The sequence below is a fragment of the Brevundimonas sp. TWP2-3-4b2 genome (genome assembly GCF_049897345.1).
GTDB lineage: Bacteria > Pseudomonadota > Alphaproteobacteria > Caulobacterales > Caulobacteraceae > Brevundimonas.
In genome coordinates, this window is sequence record NZ_JAFCWB010000001.1 from 563,570 (window position 1) to 578,381 (window position 14,812).

Annotated in this window: 17 protein-coding genes; 10 read left to right on the forward strand and 7 right to left on the reverse strand. The window is 66.8% G+C overall.

All coding sequences use genetic code 11. From position 1 onward, the window contains the following. The first annotated feature begins 70 nt into the window (after positions 1-70). Genes ACP7AS_RS02670 through ACP7AS_RS02680 form a run of 3 tightly spaced genes read left to right on the forward strand, consistent with a single transcriptional unit; the run spans position 71 to position 2,858 of the window. Complete coding sequence (locus tag ACP7AS_RS02670; protein WP_426027273.1) at positions 71-1,411, forward strand: amidohydrolase family protein; 1,341 nt, start codon at positions 71-73, stop codon at positions 1,409-1,411. 42 nt (positions 1,412-1,453) lie between these two features. Then, the gene (bioB, locus tag ACP7AS_RS02675; protein ID WP_426027274.1) at positions 1,454-2,449 is read left to right on the forward strand and encodes a biotin synthase BioB; all 996 of its coding nucleotides are present in this window, start codon (positions 1,454-1,456) and stop codon (positions 2,447-2,449) included. A gap of 34 nt (positions 2,450-2,483) precedes the next feature. Beyond that, on the forward strand, positions 2,484-2,858 hold the full coding sequence (locus ACP7AS_RS02680; protein ID WP_426027275.1) for a Tat pathway signal protein: 375 nt from the start codon (positions 2,484-2,486) through the stop codon (positions 2,856-2,858). Here the strand turns inward: ACP7AS_RS02680 and ACP7AS_RS02685 are convergent. Further along, positions 2,855-3,118 carry a hypothetical protein gene (locus tag ACP7AS_RS02685; RefSeq protein WP_426027276.1) on the reverse strand — a complete coding sequence of 88 codons (264 nt, stop codon included), beginning with the start codon at positions 3,116-3,118 and terminating at the stop codon, positions 2,855-2,857. The two genes, ACP7AS_RS02680 and ACP7AS_RS02685, sit on opposite strands and share 4 nt — an antisense overlap. A gap of 96 nt (positions 3,119-3,214) precedes the next feature. Here ACP7AS_RS02685 and ACP7AS_RS02690 point away from each other — a divergent pair, with 96 nt between their 5' ends. Further along, positions 3,215-3,598 carry a hypothetical protein gene (locus tag ACP7AS_RS02690; protein WP_426027277.1) on the forward strand — a complete coding sequence of 128 codons (384 nt, stop codon included), beginning with the start codon at positions 3,215-3,217 and terminating at the stop codon, positions 3,596-3,598. Between the two features lie 175 nt (positions 3,599-3,773). Further along, positions 3,774-5,945 (forward strand): ATP-binding protein, encoded by a 2,172-nt coding sequence (locus ACP7AS_RS02695; RefSeq protein ID WP_426027278.1) that lies wholly within the window; start codon positions 3,774-3,776, stop codon positions 5,943-5,945. A gap of 178 nt (positions 5,946-6,123) precedes the next feature. On the opposite strand, the gene ACP7AS_RS02700 is transcribed toward ACP7AS_RS02695, so the two are convergent. Next, positions 6,124-7,098 carry an ABC transporter ATP-binding protein gene (locus ACP7AS_RS02700; protein WP_426027279.1) on the reverse strand — a complete coding sequence of 325 codons (975 nt, stop codon included), beginning with the start codon at positions 7,096-7,098 and terminating at the stop codon, positions 6,124-6,126. 100 nt (positions 7,099-7,198) lie between these two features. Here ACP7AS_RS02700 and ACP7AS_RS02705 point away from each other — a divergent pair, with 100 nt between their 5' ends. Next, positions 7,199-7,438, forward strand: coding sequence for a zinc-finger domain-containing protein (locus ACP7AS_RS02705; protein ID WP_426027280.1), 240 nt, complete (start codon positions 7,199-7,201; stop codon positions 7,436-7,438). A 19-nt stretch (positions 7,439-7,457) separates the two neighbouring features. On the opposite strand, the gene ACP7AS_RS02710 is transcribed toward ACP7AS_RS02705, so the two are convergent. Then, complete coding sequence (locus tag ACP7AS_RS02710; protein ID WP_426027281.1) at positions 7,458-7,739, reverse strand: DUF427 domain-containing protein; 282 nt, start codon at positions 7,737-7,739, stop codon at positions 7,458-7,460. 185 nt (positions 7,740-7,924) lie between these two features. Between ACP7AS_RS02710 and ACP7AS_RS02715 the strand changes: the two genes are divergently transcribed. Next, positions 7,925-8,302: a hypothetical protein gene (locus tag ACP7AS_RS02715; protein WP_426027282.1), complete on the forward strand. Its 378-nt coding sequence runs from the start codon at positions 7,925-7,927 to the stop codon at positions 8,300-8,302. A gap of 17 nt (positions 8,303-8,319) precedes the next feature. On the opposite strand, the gene ACP7AS_RS02720 is transcribed toward ACP7AS_RS02715, so the two are convergent. The 3 genes from ACP7AS_RS02720 to ACP7AS_RS02730 form a co-directional block, all read right to left on the reverse strand. Continuing rightward, complete coding sequence (locus ACP7AS_RS02720; protein ID WP_426027283.1) at positions 8,320-9,231, reverse strand: hypothetical protein; 912 nt, start codon at positions 9,229-9,231, stop codon at positions 8,320-8,322. 113 nt (positions 9,232-9,344) lie between these two features. Continuing rightward, positions 9,345-10,121: an ABC transporter permease gene (locus tag ACP7AS_RS02725; RefSeq protein WP_426027284.1), complete on the reverse strand. Its 777-nt coding sequence runs from the start codon at positions 10,119-10,121 to the stop codon at positions 9,345-9,347. After that, the gene (locus ACP7AS_RS02730; RefSeq protein ID WP_426027285.1) at positions 10,118-11,062 is read right to left on the reverse strand and encodes an ABC transporter ATP-binding protein; all 945 of its coding nucleotides are present in this window, start codon (positions 11,060-11,062) and stop codon (positions 10,118-10,120) included. The genes ACP7AS_RS02725 and ACP7AS_RS02730 overlap by 4 nt, the downstream gene beginning before the upstream one ends. A 102-nt stretch (positions 11,063-11,164) precedes the next feature. On the opposite strand from ACP7AS_RS02730, the gene ACP7AS_RS02735 reads away from it, so the two are divergent. The 3 genes from ACP7AS_RS02735 to ACP7AS_RS02745 all read left to right on the forward strand — a co-directional run bounded on the left by ACP7AS_RS02735 (position 11,165) and on the right by ACP7AS_RS02745 (position 14,057). Further along, positions 11,165-12,070 (forward strand): DUF1206 domain-containing protein, encoded by a 906-nt coding sequence (locus ACP7AS_RS02735; RefSeq protein WP_426027286.1) that lies wholly within the window; start codon positions 11,165-11,167, stop codon positions 12,068-12,070. Between the two features lie 77 nt (positions 12,071-12,147). Then, on the forward strand, positions 12,148-12,681 hold the full coding sequence (locus tag ACP7AS_RS02740; protein WP_426027287.1) for a lipocalin family protein: 534 nt from the start codon (positions 12,148-12,150) through the stop codon (positions 12,679-12,681). Positions 12,682-12,704: 23 nt separating this feature from the next. Further along, positions 12,705-14,057: a PQQ-dependent sugar dehydrogenase gene (locus ACP7AS_RS02745; protein ID WP_426027288.1), complete on the forward strand. Its 1,353-nt coding sequence runs from the start codon at positions 12,705-12,707 to the stop codon at positions 14,055-14,057. Between the two features lie 55 nt (positions 14,058-14,112). Here the strand turns inward: ACP7AS_RS02745 and ACP7AS_RS02750 are convergent, their stop codons facing one another. Next, positions 14,113-14,733: a hypothetical protein gene (locus ACP7AS_RS02750; protein ID WP_426027289.1), complete on the reverse strand. Its 621-nt coding sequence runs from the start codon at positions 14,731-14,733 to the stop codon at positions 14,113-14,115. Positions 14,734-14,812: the final 79 nt, after the last annotated feature.

Sequence of the window (14,812 nt, forward strand, 5' to 3'; positions counted from 1 at the left end):
CCGTGACAGCGGCTCTGGCGAAACGGCACCGGTTGCGCTCAACATGGCGAAGGATCCGGAGAGGGTGACAATGAACAGACTGATGGCAAGCCTTGGCGGTGTGGCGCTTCTGGCCCTGACAGCGGCCGCGGCGGGCGCGCAGCCCGCGCCGGCTACACCCCAGCCAGGGCCGGTTACCCTGATCCAGGCCGGACGGTTGCTGGATCGCCCGGGGCAGGCCCCGCGCGGGCCTTCGACCATCGTGGTGCGGGACGGGCGGATCGTCGAGATTCGCGACGGCTTCGTCGACGCCTCGGCCTTCCCCGGCGCGACCGTCATCGATCAACGCGACCGTTTCGTCCTGCCGGGCCTGATCGACAGCCACGTGCATCTGGTCTCGGACCGCGCCGGTCAGGAGGGCCTGCTGGCCGGTTTCACCGACAGTCTGCCGGCCAATGCCTATGAGGCGGCCGAAAACGCCCGCAAGACCCTGATGGCCGGCTTTACCACGGTGCGGAATCTGGGCGACGGCGACGGGGTGACGCTGGCGCTGCGCGACGCCATTACGCGCGGCACCCTGCCGGGCCCCCGGATCATCGATGCGGGCACCAGTATCTCGACCACATCGGGCCATATGGACGGCCGGCTCGGCCTGAACGACGAGCTGCGCGAGATGATGGGTGACCAGCACAACGTCTGCAACGGCGTGGAGAGCTGCCGCGAGGCGGTTCGCCTCCAGATCGGGCGCGGCGTCGACGTCATCAAGATCGCCACCACCGGCGGGGTCAACAGCCGCATCGGGGCCGGCCTGGGCGCGCAGATCTTCGAGGACGAGGCCCGGGCCCTGATCGACACCGCGCATCTGTACGGCAAGAAGGTCGCGGTCCACGCCCATGGCGCGGACGGCGTGAATCTGGCGCTGCGCCTCGGCGCGGACTCCATTGAGCATGGCACCATTTTCGACGATGAGACCGCCCGCCTGTTCCGCGACAGCGGGGCGTATTATGTCCCCACCCTGTCGACCGTGAACGGCTATCGCGAGCGGCTGGCGGCCAATCCCAACGCCTATCCGCCCGAGGTCCTGCCCAAGATCCTGTGGCGCATCTCGATCACCGGCGAATCGCTGCGCCGCGCCGTTCCGGCCGGGGTTCGGATCGCCTTCGGCACCGACGCGGGGGTCTCCAAACACGGCCGTAACGCCGATGAATTCCCGTTGATGGTCGCCAATGGCATGACGCCGGCCACGGCCATCCAGGCGGCCACCGTCAACGCCGCCGACCTGCTGGGCCTGTCGGCGGAGGCCGGCAGTCTGGAGCCGGGCAAGCGGGCTGACATCGTGGCCGTCGATGGCGATCCATTGACGGACGTGACGGTGCTGACGTCGATGGACTTCGTCATGAGGGGCGGCGTGGTCTATCGCGACGAGCCGTAAAGGTGGCTTGGCGGGCCATCGCGGCGAGGCTAAGCAGCCCCCATGAGCCATGACCCGTCTACCCCCCGCCACGACTGGACCCTGCCGGAGGTCGAGGCCCTGTTCGCCCGGCCGTTCATGGACCTCGTCTATGAGGCCGCCACCGTGCACCGGGCGTGGTTCGACCCTTCGGAAGTCCAGAAGAGCCAGCTGCTGTCGATCAAGACCGGCGGCTGCGCCGAGAACTGCGGCTACTGCTCGCAGTCGGCCAGTTTCGACACCGGGCTGAAGGCCGAAAAGCTGATGGACACCACCGCCGTGCTGGCCGAGGCCATGGCGGCGAAGGCGGGCGGGGCCAGCCGGTTCTGCATGGGGGCGGCCTGGCGCGAGCTGAAGGACCGGGACACACCAAAGCTGGCGACCATGATCGCCGGGGTGAAGGCGCTGGGGCTGGAAACCTGCGCGACCCTGGGGATGCTGACCGCCGATCAGGCGCGCCAGCTGAAGGACGCCGGGCTCGATTATTACAATCACAACCTCGACACCGGGCCGGAATACTATGCCCAGGTGGTGACGACGCGGACGTATCAGGACCGGCTCGACACCCTGCAGCACGTCCGCGACGCGGGCATGGCGACCTGCTGCGGCGGCATCGTCGGCATGGGCGAGGCGCGGCGCGACCGGGCCAGTCTGCTGCAGGCGCTGGCGACCCTGCCCGAGCACCCGGACAGCCTGCCGGTCAATGCCCTGGTGCCGGTGACGGGCACGCCGCTGGGCGAGCGGATGCTGACCGAAGGCCAGATCGATCCGATCGAATTCGTCCGCACCGTCGCCGTTGCGCGTCTGGTCTGTCCCCGGGCCATGGTCCGGCTGTCGGCCGGGCGCGAGACGATGAGCGCCGAGATGCAGGCCCTGTGCTTCCTGGCCGGGGCCAATTCGATCTTCGTCGGCGGCAAACTGCTGACCACGCCCAATCCCGAGCAGGATGAGGACGCGGCCCTGTTCGCCCTGCTGGACCTCAGGCCGATGGAGCCGAAAGCGCTGGGGGCGGCCGCGTAACCACGCCTTAAGCCGCATGTGTCAGGGTCGCCGCATGGATCGCCGCGCCCTTCTCGGACTGAAGTCACAGACGCTCAAGACCAGCGGGGGCTCGGGCGCGACCCAGGCCAGCTATCTGCGTCTGCCCACCATCACCGCCAACATCATGCGGCCCGGCGGCCGGCGCGGTGTGATGACGGTCGAGACCGGGATCGACACCCCCGATGCGGCCCTGCGCGCGCGCGTGGCCCAGTCCGCCCCACGGCTTCGCGCCGCCTATGCCGCCGTGGTGCAGCAGTCGGCCAACGGCCTGCTGCCCGGCACGGCACCCGACGTCGAGCGTCTGGTGGCCCAGCTTCAGGCGGCGACCAATACGGCCCTGGGCCGGGCCGGCGCACGCCTGCTCATCGGCACGGTGATGGTGGTCTAGACCTTTCGGGCGGACAGAAAGCGGCTGTTCCTCAACAACGCCGCCGAAATGACCGACACCAGCACGCCGACCGGGAATATCTCCGAAAAGGTCATCGGCAGCCGGTACAGGGGATTGGCGTACTGGACCGCGAATGCGGCCATCTTTGCGCGCAAGGCCTCGATCTCGGCGGCACTGGCCCCCGCCGCCAGCACGGCTCCATAGAAGGCGATGCGCTTCCAGATGGGGCCTGAGACGGTCACCCCCCACAGCGCCGTCAACCCTTGAGGTCATGACCGGAGGCGGACGATGAGAGGGTCTGTTGAGGGTGGTGAGCGGACATTGGCTGACAGCACTGACAAAGTTAAGCTGAGCCAATGAAGCAACTATCTGCGCTTGAGATCGCTGTCGCTGTCCTTCTGGCAGAACAGATCAGCCCCGACGAAAGCCCCGCTCTCATCGAGCAGCTAAAGACGGCTGAGGTCTCTACCCGCGATTTCACCGGGATGGGCTTCTACACGGAGTTCAGCGTGGACAAGACATTGCCCCCAGCACTGGTCACCGTCAGTCCGGGCGGATGGGTTCGCTCCGAAGTGGGTCCGAAGGCCTACCCCTTGGAGTTCATGCTCTATGTCAAGGATGGCTACGCAGAGATGATCGAAGCCTACAGCTTCTTCGACGGCTACGGCGACCTCGACCTCTTAACCGCTTCCTTCACCGAGCCGAGAGCGTTCGACCCGGACAGATCAAAGGTCAGCTAAGGGTCGAAAGCAGCGTTCAGCGGCCGACCAAAAAGCGGACGCTCCGGCGGATCCCGGTGGCATTCCGAATATCATGTTCCCGGCCATGGATGAATTACCGCACCCTCGGCGTTAACCGAAAATGGAAAGCCCGTGTGCTTGCATCCGCTCGACGAACGACGATCGGAGAACTGTTTTGGATTTTGGGTCAGAAAAACCAATCGCCGGCCCGCCCCTCTCCCGGGAGACGCCCTCGCTGGACGTCCTTGGTCTGGATCTGTCTCTGTCGGGATCCCTCGAGGCCATCGTGAGGCTTGCCGAGCGGACTCATCCTGGCAGCGTGGCCAGCATCATGCTCGTTGACGCGGAAAGGGAGCATCTTCTTCTTGGAGCGGCTCCAAGTCTGCCGGACATCTACAACGAGACGATCAGCGGGTCCGCCGTCGGTCGGGAGGCCAACCCGTGCGGCACAGCAGCCTTCGGAAACTGCCTGGTTGTTGTCGAGGATATTCAGTCTGATCCGCTATGGGCCAAGTTCAAATCCTTCGCGGCAGAGTTGGGTCTGCGTGCGTGCTGGTCGCAACCCATCCGGGGCCTGGTGGGGCAAGTCCTCGGGGTAATCGCGTTATATCACCGGGAAGCTCGCTTGCCGACAGGCGCGCAGATTCAATCCATTCAGGACTTATCTGTCCTGGCATCAGGCGTCATCGAAAGGCACGCAACCCGGGCGACAACGACCGAGATCGAGCGCCGTCTGTGCGAGACATCTTCCCGCCTGACCGAAGTGGAGGCGCGGGCTGAAGGCGAACGTCGTTCGGTCGCAAAAAGAGAAGCGTTCTACGGGACGATCATGGAAATGATGCCGGCCCTGCTCATCGTGAAGGAGGCCCGCACCGGCAAGCTTGTCCTCATCAATCGAGCAGCTGAAGCGGCCACGGGCCTGTCGTCGGCCAAGGCCGTCGGCAAGACGGTTCATGAACTTTTTCCCGCAGAAGAGGCGAAACGATCCTGGAACGAGGATCAGGAGGTCATTCACACCAAACAGGTGAAGGTCGAGCAGGGCGCGCTGGTCACAACCCGGGACCTGGGCGAACGGTACTGGACGACCAGGAAAACCGCGACCTTTGAGGAGGGTGAGCCCGCCTACATTGTCACTGTCAGTGAGGACGTAACCGAGCAACACCAACTGAATGTTGCACTCCGGGCCGCCCTGGACGCTGCAGAGGCCTCCGGGCGTGCGAAATCGGCCTTCCTGGCGAACATGAGCCACGAACTCCGTACGCCGCTGAACGGGATTGTAGCGGCGTCGGACATTCTGACCCGAAAATGCGATCGGCGCGACCAGCTTGAACTGCTGGATATCATTCGCTCATCCGGCGAAACGCTGACGGCCTTGCTGGCGGACTTGTTGGATACGGCCAAAATCGAGGCCGGCGAACTCAAAATCGAAAGCGAAGCTTTTAATTTGGGGGAGTTGGCTGAATTCACTCTCGAAAAGTTCAAACTACAGAACACAAATCCAAACCTGACGTATGAACTCAACCTCGAAGACACCCTTGGCGGTTTTTATAGAGGAGACGAGCTGCGAATCCGGCAGATTTTGAGCAACTTCCTTAGCAACGCTGCCAAGTTTACCTCGGAGGGCAAGATCGTCCTTTCGGTCGAACGAACCTCAAGCGGGCTGATCCGTTTCTCTGTGTCAGACACGGGGATCGGCTTTGCGCCAGAACACAGGGACCGGCTCTTCAACAGATTCCAACAGGCGGATGAGACGATTACCCGCAAATTCGGTGGAACCGGCCTTGGTCTTTCCATCTGTCGCGATCTGGTGGACGTCATGGATGGCACCCTCGACTGCGAGAGCCAGCCGGGACAGGGGTCGACCTTCTGGTTTGAGCTTCCCCTGGACTCCGCAAATGCCCCGAGAGACACGAATTCGACTGCCACGACGCTAGAATCTCCGGATCGCCCCCTGCGGGTGCTCATCGCCGATGATCACCCCACAAACCGCAAGGTCGCCGAGTTGATGTTGTCCGGCGTGGCCGACGTCGTTTGTGTGGTCGATGGACAAGAGGCCGTAGACGCTGCGTTCGCTTCACATTTCGACATCATCCTGATGGACATGCAGATGCCCGTCATGGACGGCCTCACAGCCGTGCAGATGATCCGCGCGTCTTCATCAACCTGCCGGGACGTTCCGATCGTCATGATGACAGCGAATGCGATGCGGGAGCATATCGAGGCCAGCAGGGCCGCAGGCGCAGACATCCACCTCGCCAAGCCGATCACCGCCGAGACCCTGTTTGCGGCGATGAACGAGGCCATGGACAGAGCTGTCCCCGATCAGCAGAACGCAGGCTACGCGTGACGTTCGGGCCGGTCCTGCCAGCCCAGACTTCAGTCGCCCGGTAAGACGATCCGAGCCACGCTCCCGGCATGGCGAAAGCGGTCAGACGCTGAGGGTCCGCAATGGATCGAAGGCCGTCTTTCCCTGACAGATCTGGACCCGACGTCCGGCCACCCCGCGTGAGGCTCCGCCCGCGCCCTCAATCCTTCGTCGGACTGACCTGGCTCGCATCGCCATAGGTCAGGGCCAGGAAGACGTCTTCCAGATCGGGGTCCTCGGTGGTGATGTCGGCGATGGTGACGCCGGCGGCGCGGACGGCGGCCAGGACCTGCTCCACCGACGACTGGCCCTTGCGGTAGGTGACGACGAAAGAGCCGTTGGGACGGGCCACGGCCTCGAACCCCTTGAGCACCGGCAGGCCGTTCAGCGCGCCCTCGGGCGTGACCACGACGTTGCGGGTGTCGAGCCGGCGCAGCAGCTGCGGCGTCGGCTCGCAGGCCACGACCTCGCCCCGGTTCATGATGGCGATGGTGTCGCAGAGTTCCTGCGCCTCCTCGAGATAGTGGGTGGTCAGCAGCACGGTCACGCCCTCGGCGTTGATGCGGCGGACGTAGTCCCACAGCTGGCGGCGCAGCTCGACGTCGACGCCGGCCGTGGGCTCGTCGAGGATCAGGATCGGCGGATTGTGCACCAGGGCCTTGGCCACCATCAGCCGGCGTTTCATCCCGCCCGACAGCGCCCGCACATAGGCATGGGCCTTGTCGGACAGCCCCAGGGCGGCCAGCAGCTCGTCCGAGCGGCGCTCGTTCGCGGGCACGCCATAGAAGCCGGCCTGGACCTCCAGCGCCTCACGCGGGGTAAAGAAGACATCGGCCACGATCTCCTGCGGCACCACCCCCAGGGCGGCGCGGGCGTCGCGCGGCTGTTTGTCGATATCGCGATCCCAGATCGAGGCCGTGCCGCCGGTCTTGTTCACTACCCCGGCCAGAATGTTGATCAGGGTCGACTTGCCCGCGCCGTTGGGCCCCAGCAGACCGAACATCGAGCCGCGCGGAATGACCAGATCGACACCGCGCAGGGCCGTCTTGGGCGGGGCCTTGCGGGTGCCGGCGTAGGTCTTCTCCAGACCGTGCACCTCGATGGCGTTGACGGGCAGGGCAGCGGGTTCGGTCATCGGACGCTTTCAGGTATCGGAGCCGCCCCGTTTGACGATATGAGGCGCGGGCGCATACCTATGCCCGCGCACCTGCCCCGCCAAGACCAGAGCTGAACGAATGCCGCCGCGCCACCCCGAAGCCATCATCCCGCCGCCCGAGGACATCGTGGTCCCGACGAAGCGCGTGGCCTGCGACGGCGGCGGCGGGGCCCTGGGTCATCCGCTGGTCTATATGGACATGGGCGGCGAGGATTTCGTCGAATGCGGCTATTGCGACCGCCGCTTCGTGCTGGACGCCCATCCCCGGCCCGAGAACGAATATCTGAGCCCTGCCGCGCGGCCGCCCGAGGCACACTGAGCGCCCCCCGGACCGGACGTCAGCCGACCTCGACGCCCTTCCAGAACGCGACCCGCCCGGCGATCTCGGCAGCGGCCGGCTTCGGATCGGCGTAGTACCAGGCCGCGTCGCGGTTTTCGCTCTCGCCGACCTGGACGGAATAGTATTCCGCCGTGCCCTTCCACGGGCAGACGCTGGTCCGCGAGGACGGGTTCAGGACGCCCGGCTTCACGGACTCGAGGGGAAAGTAGTGGTTTCCCTCGACCACGACGGTCTTGTCGCTCTCGGCGATCGTCTCGCCTTTCCAGATTGCCTTGATCATAACCGTCTCCCTGATGCTGGACAGATGGGGAGCAGCGGGCGGAGTGCCAGAGCGGTGAGACGTTTCGCCCACGGCTGCGTCCGGAGCGCGCGACCGCTCCACCGATACCGCACCCGGATCCCACCGAAACCCCTCGTTAATCGACCGGGCGCACCCTTGGCGCAGCCCTGTTCGGGAGAGGTGCGATGTCCACGATGCAGACCGGCAGCTATCGCCGCCAGCGCGATCATTTCGAGCCCCAGGACGCCGACCCGGCCGAACAACGCCGCGTGCGGGGTCTGTTGGAGCAGATCGACTATTCGGTGTTTGTCGCCAATCGCGAAATCATCAGCCAGATGCTGCCGAAGGTCGATGCGCCGACCTTTCAGCGGCTGGCGATCCTGACCGCCACGGCGCGCGGCAAATGGGTCGCGGAGAGCCTGCGCCAGTCGGAATCCGGTGCTCCGTCGACGCTGGACCAGATCGCCCGCCTGACCTCGGCCCGCACCGCCTATGAGGAATTGGCCGAGGCCTATGAGGGCCTGCGCCGCATGGTCGAGCGCGGCTACATCCCGATCCGCTAGGACCGGGTGCAAAAACCCTAGCCCACCGGCTGGGGCCGGGTGGCGATCGGGGCGTCGGGGTCGGCGGAGGGCCGTTCCGCCGCGGTCGGGGCCGGTGCGATCACGACCAGAGGCGGGGCGGCGACCGCGGCCGGCGGCGGCGTCACCACCGTCGCGGGGGCCCGCGTCGGTGCCGCGCGCACGGGTGTCGCGGCAGCCGGACGGGCCGCGCCGGACGTCGCAGCCGGTCGCGGCGCGGGCGTTGCGCTGGCCGCCGTCGGAGTCGGAATCGGAACCGCGGTTTCCTTTGCGGGAGGCTCGGCCACAACCGGGGTGACCGGCTCAGCGGCGACCGGAACCGGACCAGGGACAGGCGCCTCAACGACAGCGGGGACCGGAGCCGGCGTCGGGGTGCGGGTCAGCATCCATCCGCCCGCGGCGATCACGGCAACCACGGCGACGGCGATGCCGCCATACAGGACCGTCCGGCCCGAGGCCTTGCCGCGCGCGCTGGCCGATCGCAGGGCCGAACCCGCGACCGCGGCCTCAGCATCGACAGGGCGCGACGCGACGGGCGAAACCGCGGTTTGTGGTGCTGAAACAGGTCTGGCCGCGGCGGGTTCGACCGTCGGCAGCGGGCGGACGGTCAGATCCGGCGCCGGGGCCGGGACCGGCGCGGCGACGGGCGCTTCGGTGACCGGTACCGCATCCGTTGGCGTGACCGTCTCCGGGGTCGGGCGCGGCGCGGCTCGGGGGATCATCGAGCCGCTGAAAATGCCGGCAGCGGGCGCGGGCCGGGCCGCCGGCGGGGCCTTCGGCAGAGGCGGCAGACTCTGGTCCTTCGGCAGGGGACCGACGCGGAACACGGTCGCGGGCGGGCGGCCCCAGACCACCGGACGGCGGAAGGGCTCGGGCGTTCCGTTGAGGGGTTTTCCGGACTCGGTGGACATTCAGACTCCCGCGCCCCGTCGGGCGCACTTCATCGACGCGAAGGCCACGGTTTCGAGGCACCCACAGGGTGTCCGCCGAAATGGCCCGTTTCGTGACCCGTGCGGTTTCCGGGTCAGTTCTTGAGCCGGTAGCCGGTCTTGAACATCCAACCGACGATGGCCAGGCAGACGAACAGGAAGGCCAGGGTCGCTGCGACACTGACCCCGATGCCGACGTCGCCCGCGCCGTAGAAGGTCCATCGGAAGCCCGAGATCAGATAGACGACCGGATTGAACAGGGTCACCGTCCGCCACGCCGGCGGCAGCATGTCGATCGAATAGAAGGATCCGCCCAGGAACGTCAGGGGCGTGACCACCAGCATCGGGATCATCTGCAGCTGCTCGAACCCGTTGGCCCAGATGCCGATGATGAAGCCGAACAGGCTGAAGGTCGTGGAGATCAGGATCAGGAAGGCCAGCATCTCGACCGGGTGCAGGATCTTCAACGGCACGAAGAAGGCCGCCGTGGCGAGGATGATCAGCCCCAGCACCGCCGACTTGGTCGCCGCCGCCCCGACGTAGGCGATGACGATCTCGAACGGTGACACGGGTGCCGACAGCAGCTCGTAGATGGTGCCGGTGAATTTGGGGAAATAGATGCCGAACGAGGCGTTGAAGATCGACTGGGTGAACAGGCTCAGCATGATCAGGCCGGGAACGATGAAGGCCCCGTAGGGGACGCCGTCGATCTCGGTCATGCGGCTGCCAATGGCCGAACCGAACACGACGAAATACAGGGCCGTGGTGATGACCGGGGTGACGATCGACTGCCAGACGGTGCGCAGGGCGCGCGCCATCTCGAAGCGGTAGATGGCCCAGACGCCATAACCGTTGAAACCCGCTCCGGTCATGCTGCGGCTCCGGTCGTCTTGTCCTGGTGGACCAGGCTGACGAAGATGTCTTCCAGCGAGCTCTGGCGGCTGTTCAGGTCCTTGAAGGCGATGCCGAGGTCCGACAGCCTGCGCAGCAGGGACGGCACGCCGGTCTCCTCCAGATTGGAATCGAAGACGTATTCCAGCTCATTGCCCTCGGCCTTCAGGGTCGGCGACCATTCGGCCAGTTCGGTCGGCACGGCCTGCAGGGGTTCCTGCAGGTTCAGCGTCAGCGTCTTCTTGCCCAGCTTCTTCATCAGGGTGGCGGTCTGTTCGACGAGGATCAGTTCACCCTTCAGGATCACGCCCACCCGGTCGGCCATTTCCTCGGCCTCCTCGATATAGTGGGTGGTCAGGATGATGGTGACGCCCTTGTCGCGCAGGCCGCGGACCAGGTTCCACATGTCACGGCGCAGTTCGACGTCCACGCCGGCGGTCGGCTCGTCGAGGAACAGGATGTCGGGCTCGTGGCTCAGGGCCTTGGCGATCATGACCCGGCGCTTCATGCCGCCGGACAGGGTCATGATCTTGGCGTCCTTCTTGTCCCACAGGCTGAGGTCGCGCAGGACGCGTTCGATATGCGCCGGGTTCGGGGCCTTGCCGAACAGGCCGCGGCTGAAGGTGACGGTGGCCAGCACCGTTTCGAAGGCGTCGGTGGTCAGTTCCTGCGGCACCAGGCCGATCTTCGACCGGGCCGCACGATACTCGGACTGGATGTTGTGCCCGTCGGCGGTCACCGTCCCCGTACTCGGGGTGACGATGCCACAGAGGATCGAGATCAGCGTTGTCTTGCCGGCCCCGTTGGGACCCAGCAGGGCGAAGATCTCGCCCTTGGCGATGGTCAGGTCGATGGGTTTGAGGGCTTGCAGCCCGGACTTGTAGGTCTTGGTCAGACCCTGGATCGAAATGACCGGTAGCATGCACGCCCTCCGCCGCGGCTCGCAGATATGCCGACACCGGCCACACCTCAAGGCCGACCCTTGCCGCGGGAGCCATATTCGGGGCCGCGAGTTACCGTCGCCGTGCCCAGCCCCCTGTCCTCCCTCCGCTCCCGTCTGGCCCGCGCGGGCGATTTCGGACGCAAGACATCGCCGATTCTGCGCCGGGTTCCGCCGATGCATGTGCTGCTCGAACTGGCCGCGCGCGTCGGCTATGGCGCGCGCGGCTTCGTCTATCTGTCCGTGGGCGTTCTGACCCTGCTGGCCGCCGCCGATCTGATCGGCGACGCCGTCGGACCCAAGGGTGCCATCGCCTGGATGGCGTTGAGGCCGTTCGGGCGTCTGTGGCTGTTGCTTCTGGGGCTCGGCCTTGCGGCCTTCGTCATGTGGCGGCTGTTGCAGGCGGTGTTCGACGCCGACCACGAAGGCACCGGCCGACAGGGCCTCAACACCCGGATGAGCCAGGGGTTCAGCGCCATGGGGTACGGCTTTCTGGCCTTCAACACCTTCGGCCTTTTGGTCCATACGCCGTCCGATCCTGCCGCCACCGACATCACGAAGAGCCATGAACAGGCGGCCACGGTGTTGTCCCTTCCGTTCGGCCACTGGCTGCTGGCCGGGGCGGGGTTGTGCATTCTGGGGATCGGGATCGCCAACATCAGCCGCTCGTGGCGCGAGGATTTCACGCAATACCTCGCCTGTTCGCCGAAGACCTGCCGGTGGGTCGCGCCCCTGGCGCGGGCCGGCTATCTCGCGCGCGGCCTCGCCTATCTGCCTCTGGGCACCCTTGTGGTGCTGGCCGGCCTGCGACCCGCGGCGTCGGAGGTGACCAGCTTCGGCTCGGCGCTGGATGCGGTGGAGCGCCAGCCCGCCGGCCCCTGGATCCTGGCGCTCGCGGCGCTGGGCTTCATCGCCTTCGGGACATTTTCCTTCATCGAGGCGCGGTTCAGGCGCATCCGCCCGCCCCGGGATCTGAACCCGCTGACGTGAATGCGACGATCCGGAGCGTCCCAAGGGAACCTGCGCCGTATATGCTGTGTTCATCTGCTGCAGGAGCCCGCCCCGTCATGCGTATCGCCGCCGCCGCCCTCGCCCTTTCGCTCGGCCTTTCGGCCTGCGTCACCGCACCGACCGCCGACCAGGTGCGTGCTCCCCAGCCCGCCAAGGCTGTCGATCTCGACCGCTTCTATTCCGGGCGCTGGCTCGAGATCGCCCGTCTTCCCATGAGCCTCACCGACGGCTGCGTCGCGGGGGCCACCAACTATGTCGTGGTCAATCCGACGCGCGTCGACATCCGTGACACCTGTCAGGTGGATACGCCCCAGGGCCGGGAGAAATCCATCGGTGCGCGCGGCGAGATCCTCGATCCCGGCACAAACGCCAAACTGCGCGCGCGCTATGTCGGCGGCCTGATCACCTGGGATTACTGGGTGCTGGACCACGCCGACGACTACAGCTGGTTCATCTCCGCCGACCCGACCTTCAACAAGCTCTGGATCTATACCCGCGAGGTTCCCAGCGCGGATCAACGCCAGCGCCTGGTCGCCCGTGCCCAAGCGCTGGGCTACGACGTCAGCCGGCTGGAATTCCCCGCCTTCTGAGCCGTTCAACCGGAAAGTCGCCCATGTCCCGCCCACTTCTGTTCGCCGCCTCGGCCGCGGCCCTGACTCTCGCCGCCTGCAGCGGCAACGAGGCGCTGGACCCGGCTCTCGGCTTCGGACCCAATCCGACCCTGCCCGCGCCAGGCCGGTCGCTGTTCCCGACCGTGAACGTCGCCGACGCCACGGGCTGGCCAGCCGGACGCATGCCCGTGGCCGCGCCGGGCTTCCGGGTCCAGGCCTTCGCCAGCGGGCTGGTCCATCCGCGATGGATTTACCGGCTGCCGAACGGTGACATTCTGGTGGCCGAGACCAACGGCCCGCCCAAGCCCGAGAACCTCGACAAGACGGCCGAGAGCCGCATCCGGGGCTGGGCCCAGGGCCTGTTCATGAAGAAGGCGGGTGCCCGGGTCCCCAGCGCCAACCGCATCACCCTGTTGCGCGACGCGGATGGCGACGGGGTGGCCGAGACGAAGACAGCCTTCCTCGAAAACCTGATGTCGCCGTTCGGCATGGCCCTGGTCGGCGACACCTTCTATGTCGCCAACGCCGACGCCGTGGTGGCCTTCCCCTATCAGGCCGGCCAGACACAGATCACCGCGGCACCGCGCAAGATCGTCGACCTGCCGGCGCAACGGAACCACCACTGGACCAAGAGTCTGGTGGCCAGCGCCGATGGCTCGCGCCTGTACGTCGGCGTCGGGTCCAATTCCAATATCGGCGAGAACGGCCTCGCCGAGGAAGAGGGCCGGGCGGCGATCTGGGAGATCGATCCGGCGACGGGCGTACACCGTATCTACGCCTCGGGCCTGCGCAATCCCGTGGGCCTCGCCTGGCAGCCGGACAGCGGCAAGCTGTGGGTCTCGGTCAACGAACGCGACGAGCTCGGCAACGACCTGGTGCCGGACTATATGACTTCGGTTACGCCCGGGGCCTTCTACGGCTGGCCGTGGAGTTACTATGGCCAGACCGTCGACACCCGCGTCGAGCCCGCCAACCCCGCCATGGTCGCCCGCGCCCTGAGGCCTGATTATGCCTTGGGCGCTCACACGGCCTCGCTGGGCCTGACGTTCGGTGAGGGCAGTCTGTTCCCGGCGCAGTTCCGGGGCGGGGCCTTTGTCGGCCAGCACGGATCCTGGAACCGCAAGCCGCGCAACGGCTATCGGGTGATCTTCGTGCCCTTCTCGGGCGGGGTGCCTTCGGGGCCGCCGCAGGACATCCTGACCGGCTTCGTCAATGACCAGGATCAGGCGATGGGCCGACCGGTCGGCGTCCAGTTCGACCGCCTCGGTGCCCTGCTGGTCGCGGATGATGTCGGCAACGTCATCTGGCGGGTTTCCCCGGGGGCCGCAGCGCCGGCCACACGCCCGGCGTCCTGAACGAAAAAGGTCCCGGCGGAGCGATCCGCCGGGGCCTCGTCTGGTCAGGGTTCGATCAGCCCACCGGTTCGACGATGACGAACGGCGGCGGCGACTGGGTCGCTGCCGGGGCCGGGGCGGGTGCGGGCACGGGCGCCGCGGTCGGGGCCATCGGGGCCATGTTCAGCATCGGGGTCGGGGATGATGCGGCCGGGGCGGCCGGGGCCGGGGTCACAGCACGGGCGACTGGAGCCGGGGCCACGGGTCTCGGCGTCGCTACCGTCGGGTTGCGGCGAGCGGGGACGGGAGCCGTCGCGGCGCGGCGAACCGGCGCGGTCGGGCGCAGGACCGGAGCCGGCATCGGGGCGGTCCGGGCCGCCGGAGCCGGGGTCTCAGCGTTCGCAACGGCAGCCGCGGGCGACGAGGCCGAGACGACGGGGGCGGTCGCGGCGGGCCCGGCCAGCGGGGCCATGGTCTCGTCACCGCCTCCGATCGCGACCGCGCCCAGGCCGGCGAGGACGATGATGCCGACCGGAGTGAGGATCATCCAGGTCTTGATCTTGCCGCCGTTGCGGCGCGTCGACTTGCCGGTTCGCGCATAGACAGGAACGAAGGGCTCGTCGTTCGCGCCGTCGGCGTTCGGGTTCACTTCGACACGGTCGCCATACGGCTTCAACGGGTCGGCGGGATAGGTCACGGACATAACTGTTCCTCCAAATATCTGGACAAGAAACAGTCTTGCGAGACCGCAGTTCCGCGATTCTTCATTTGCCTCG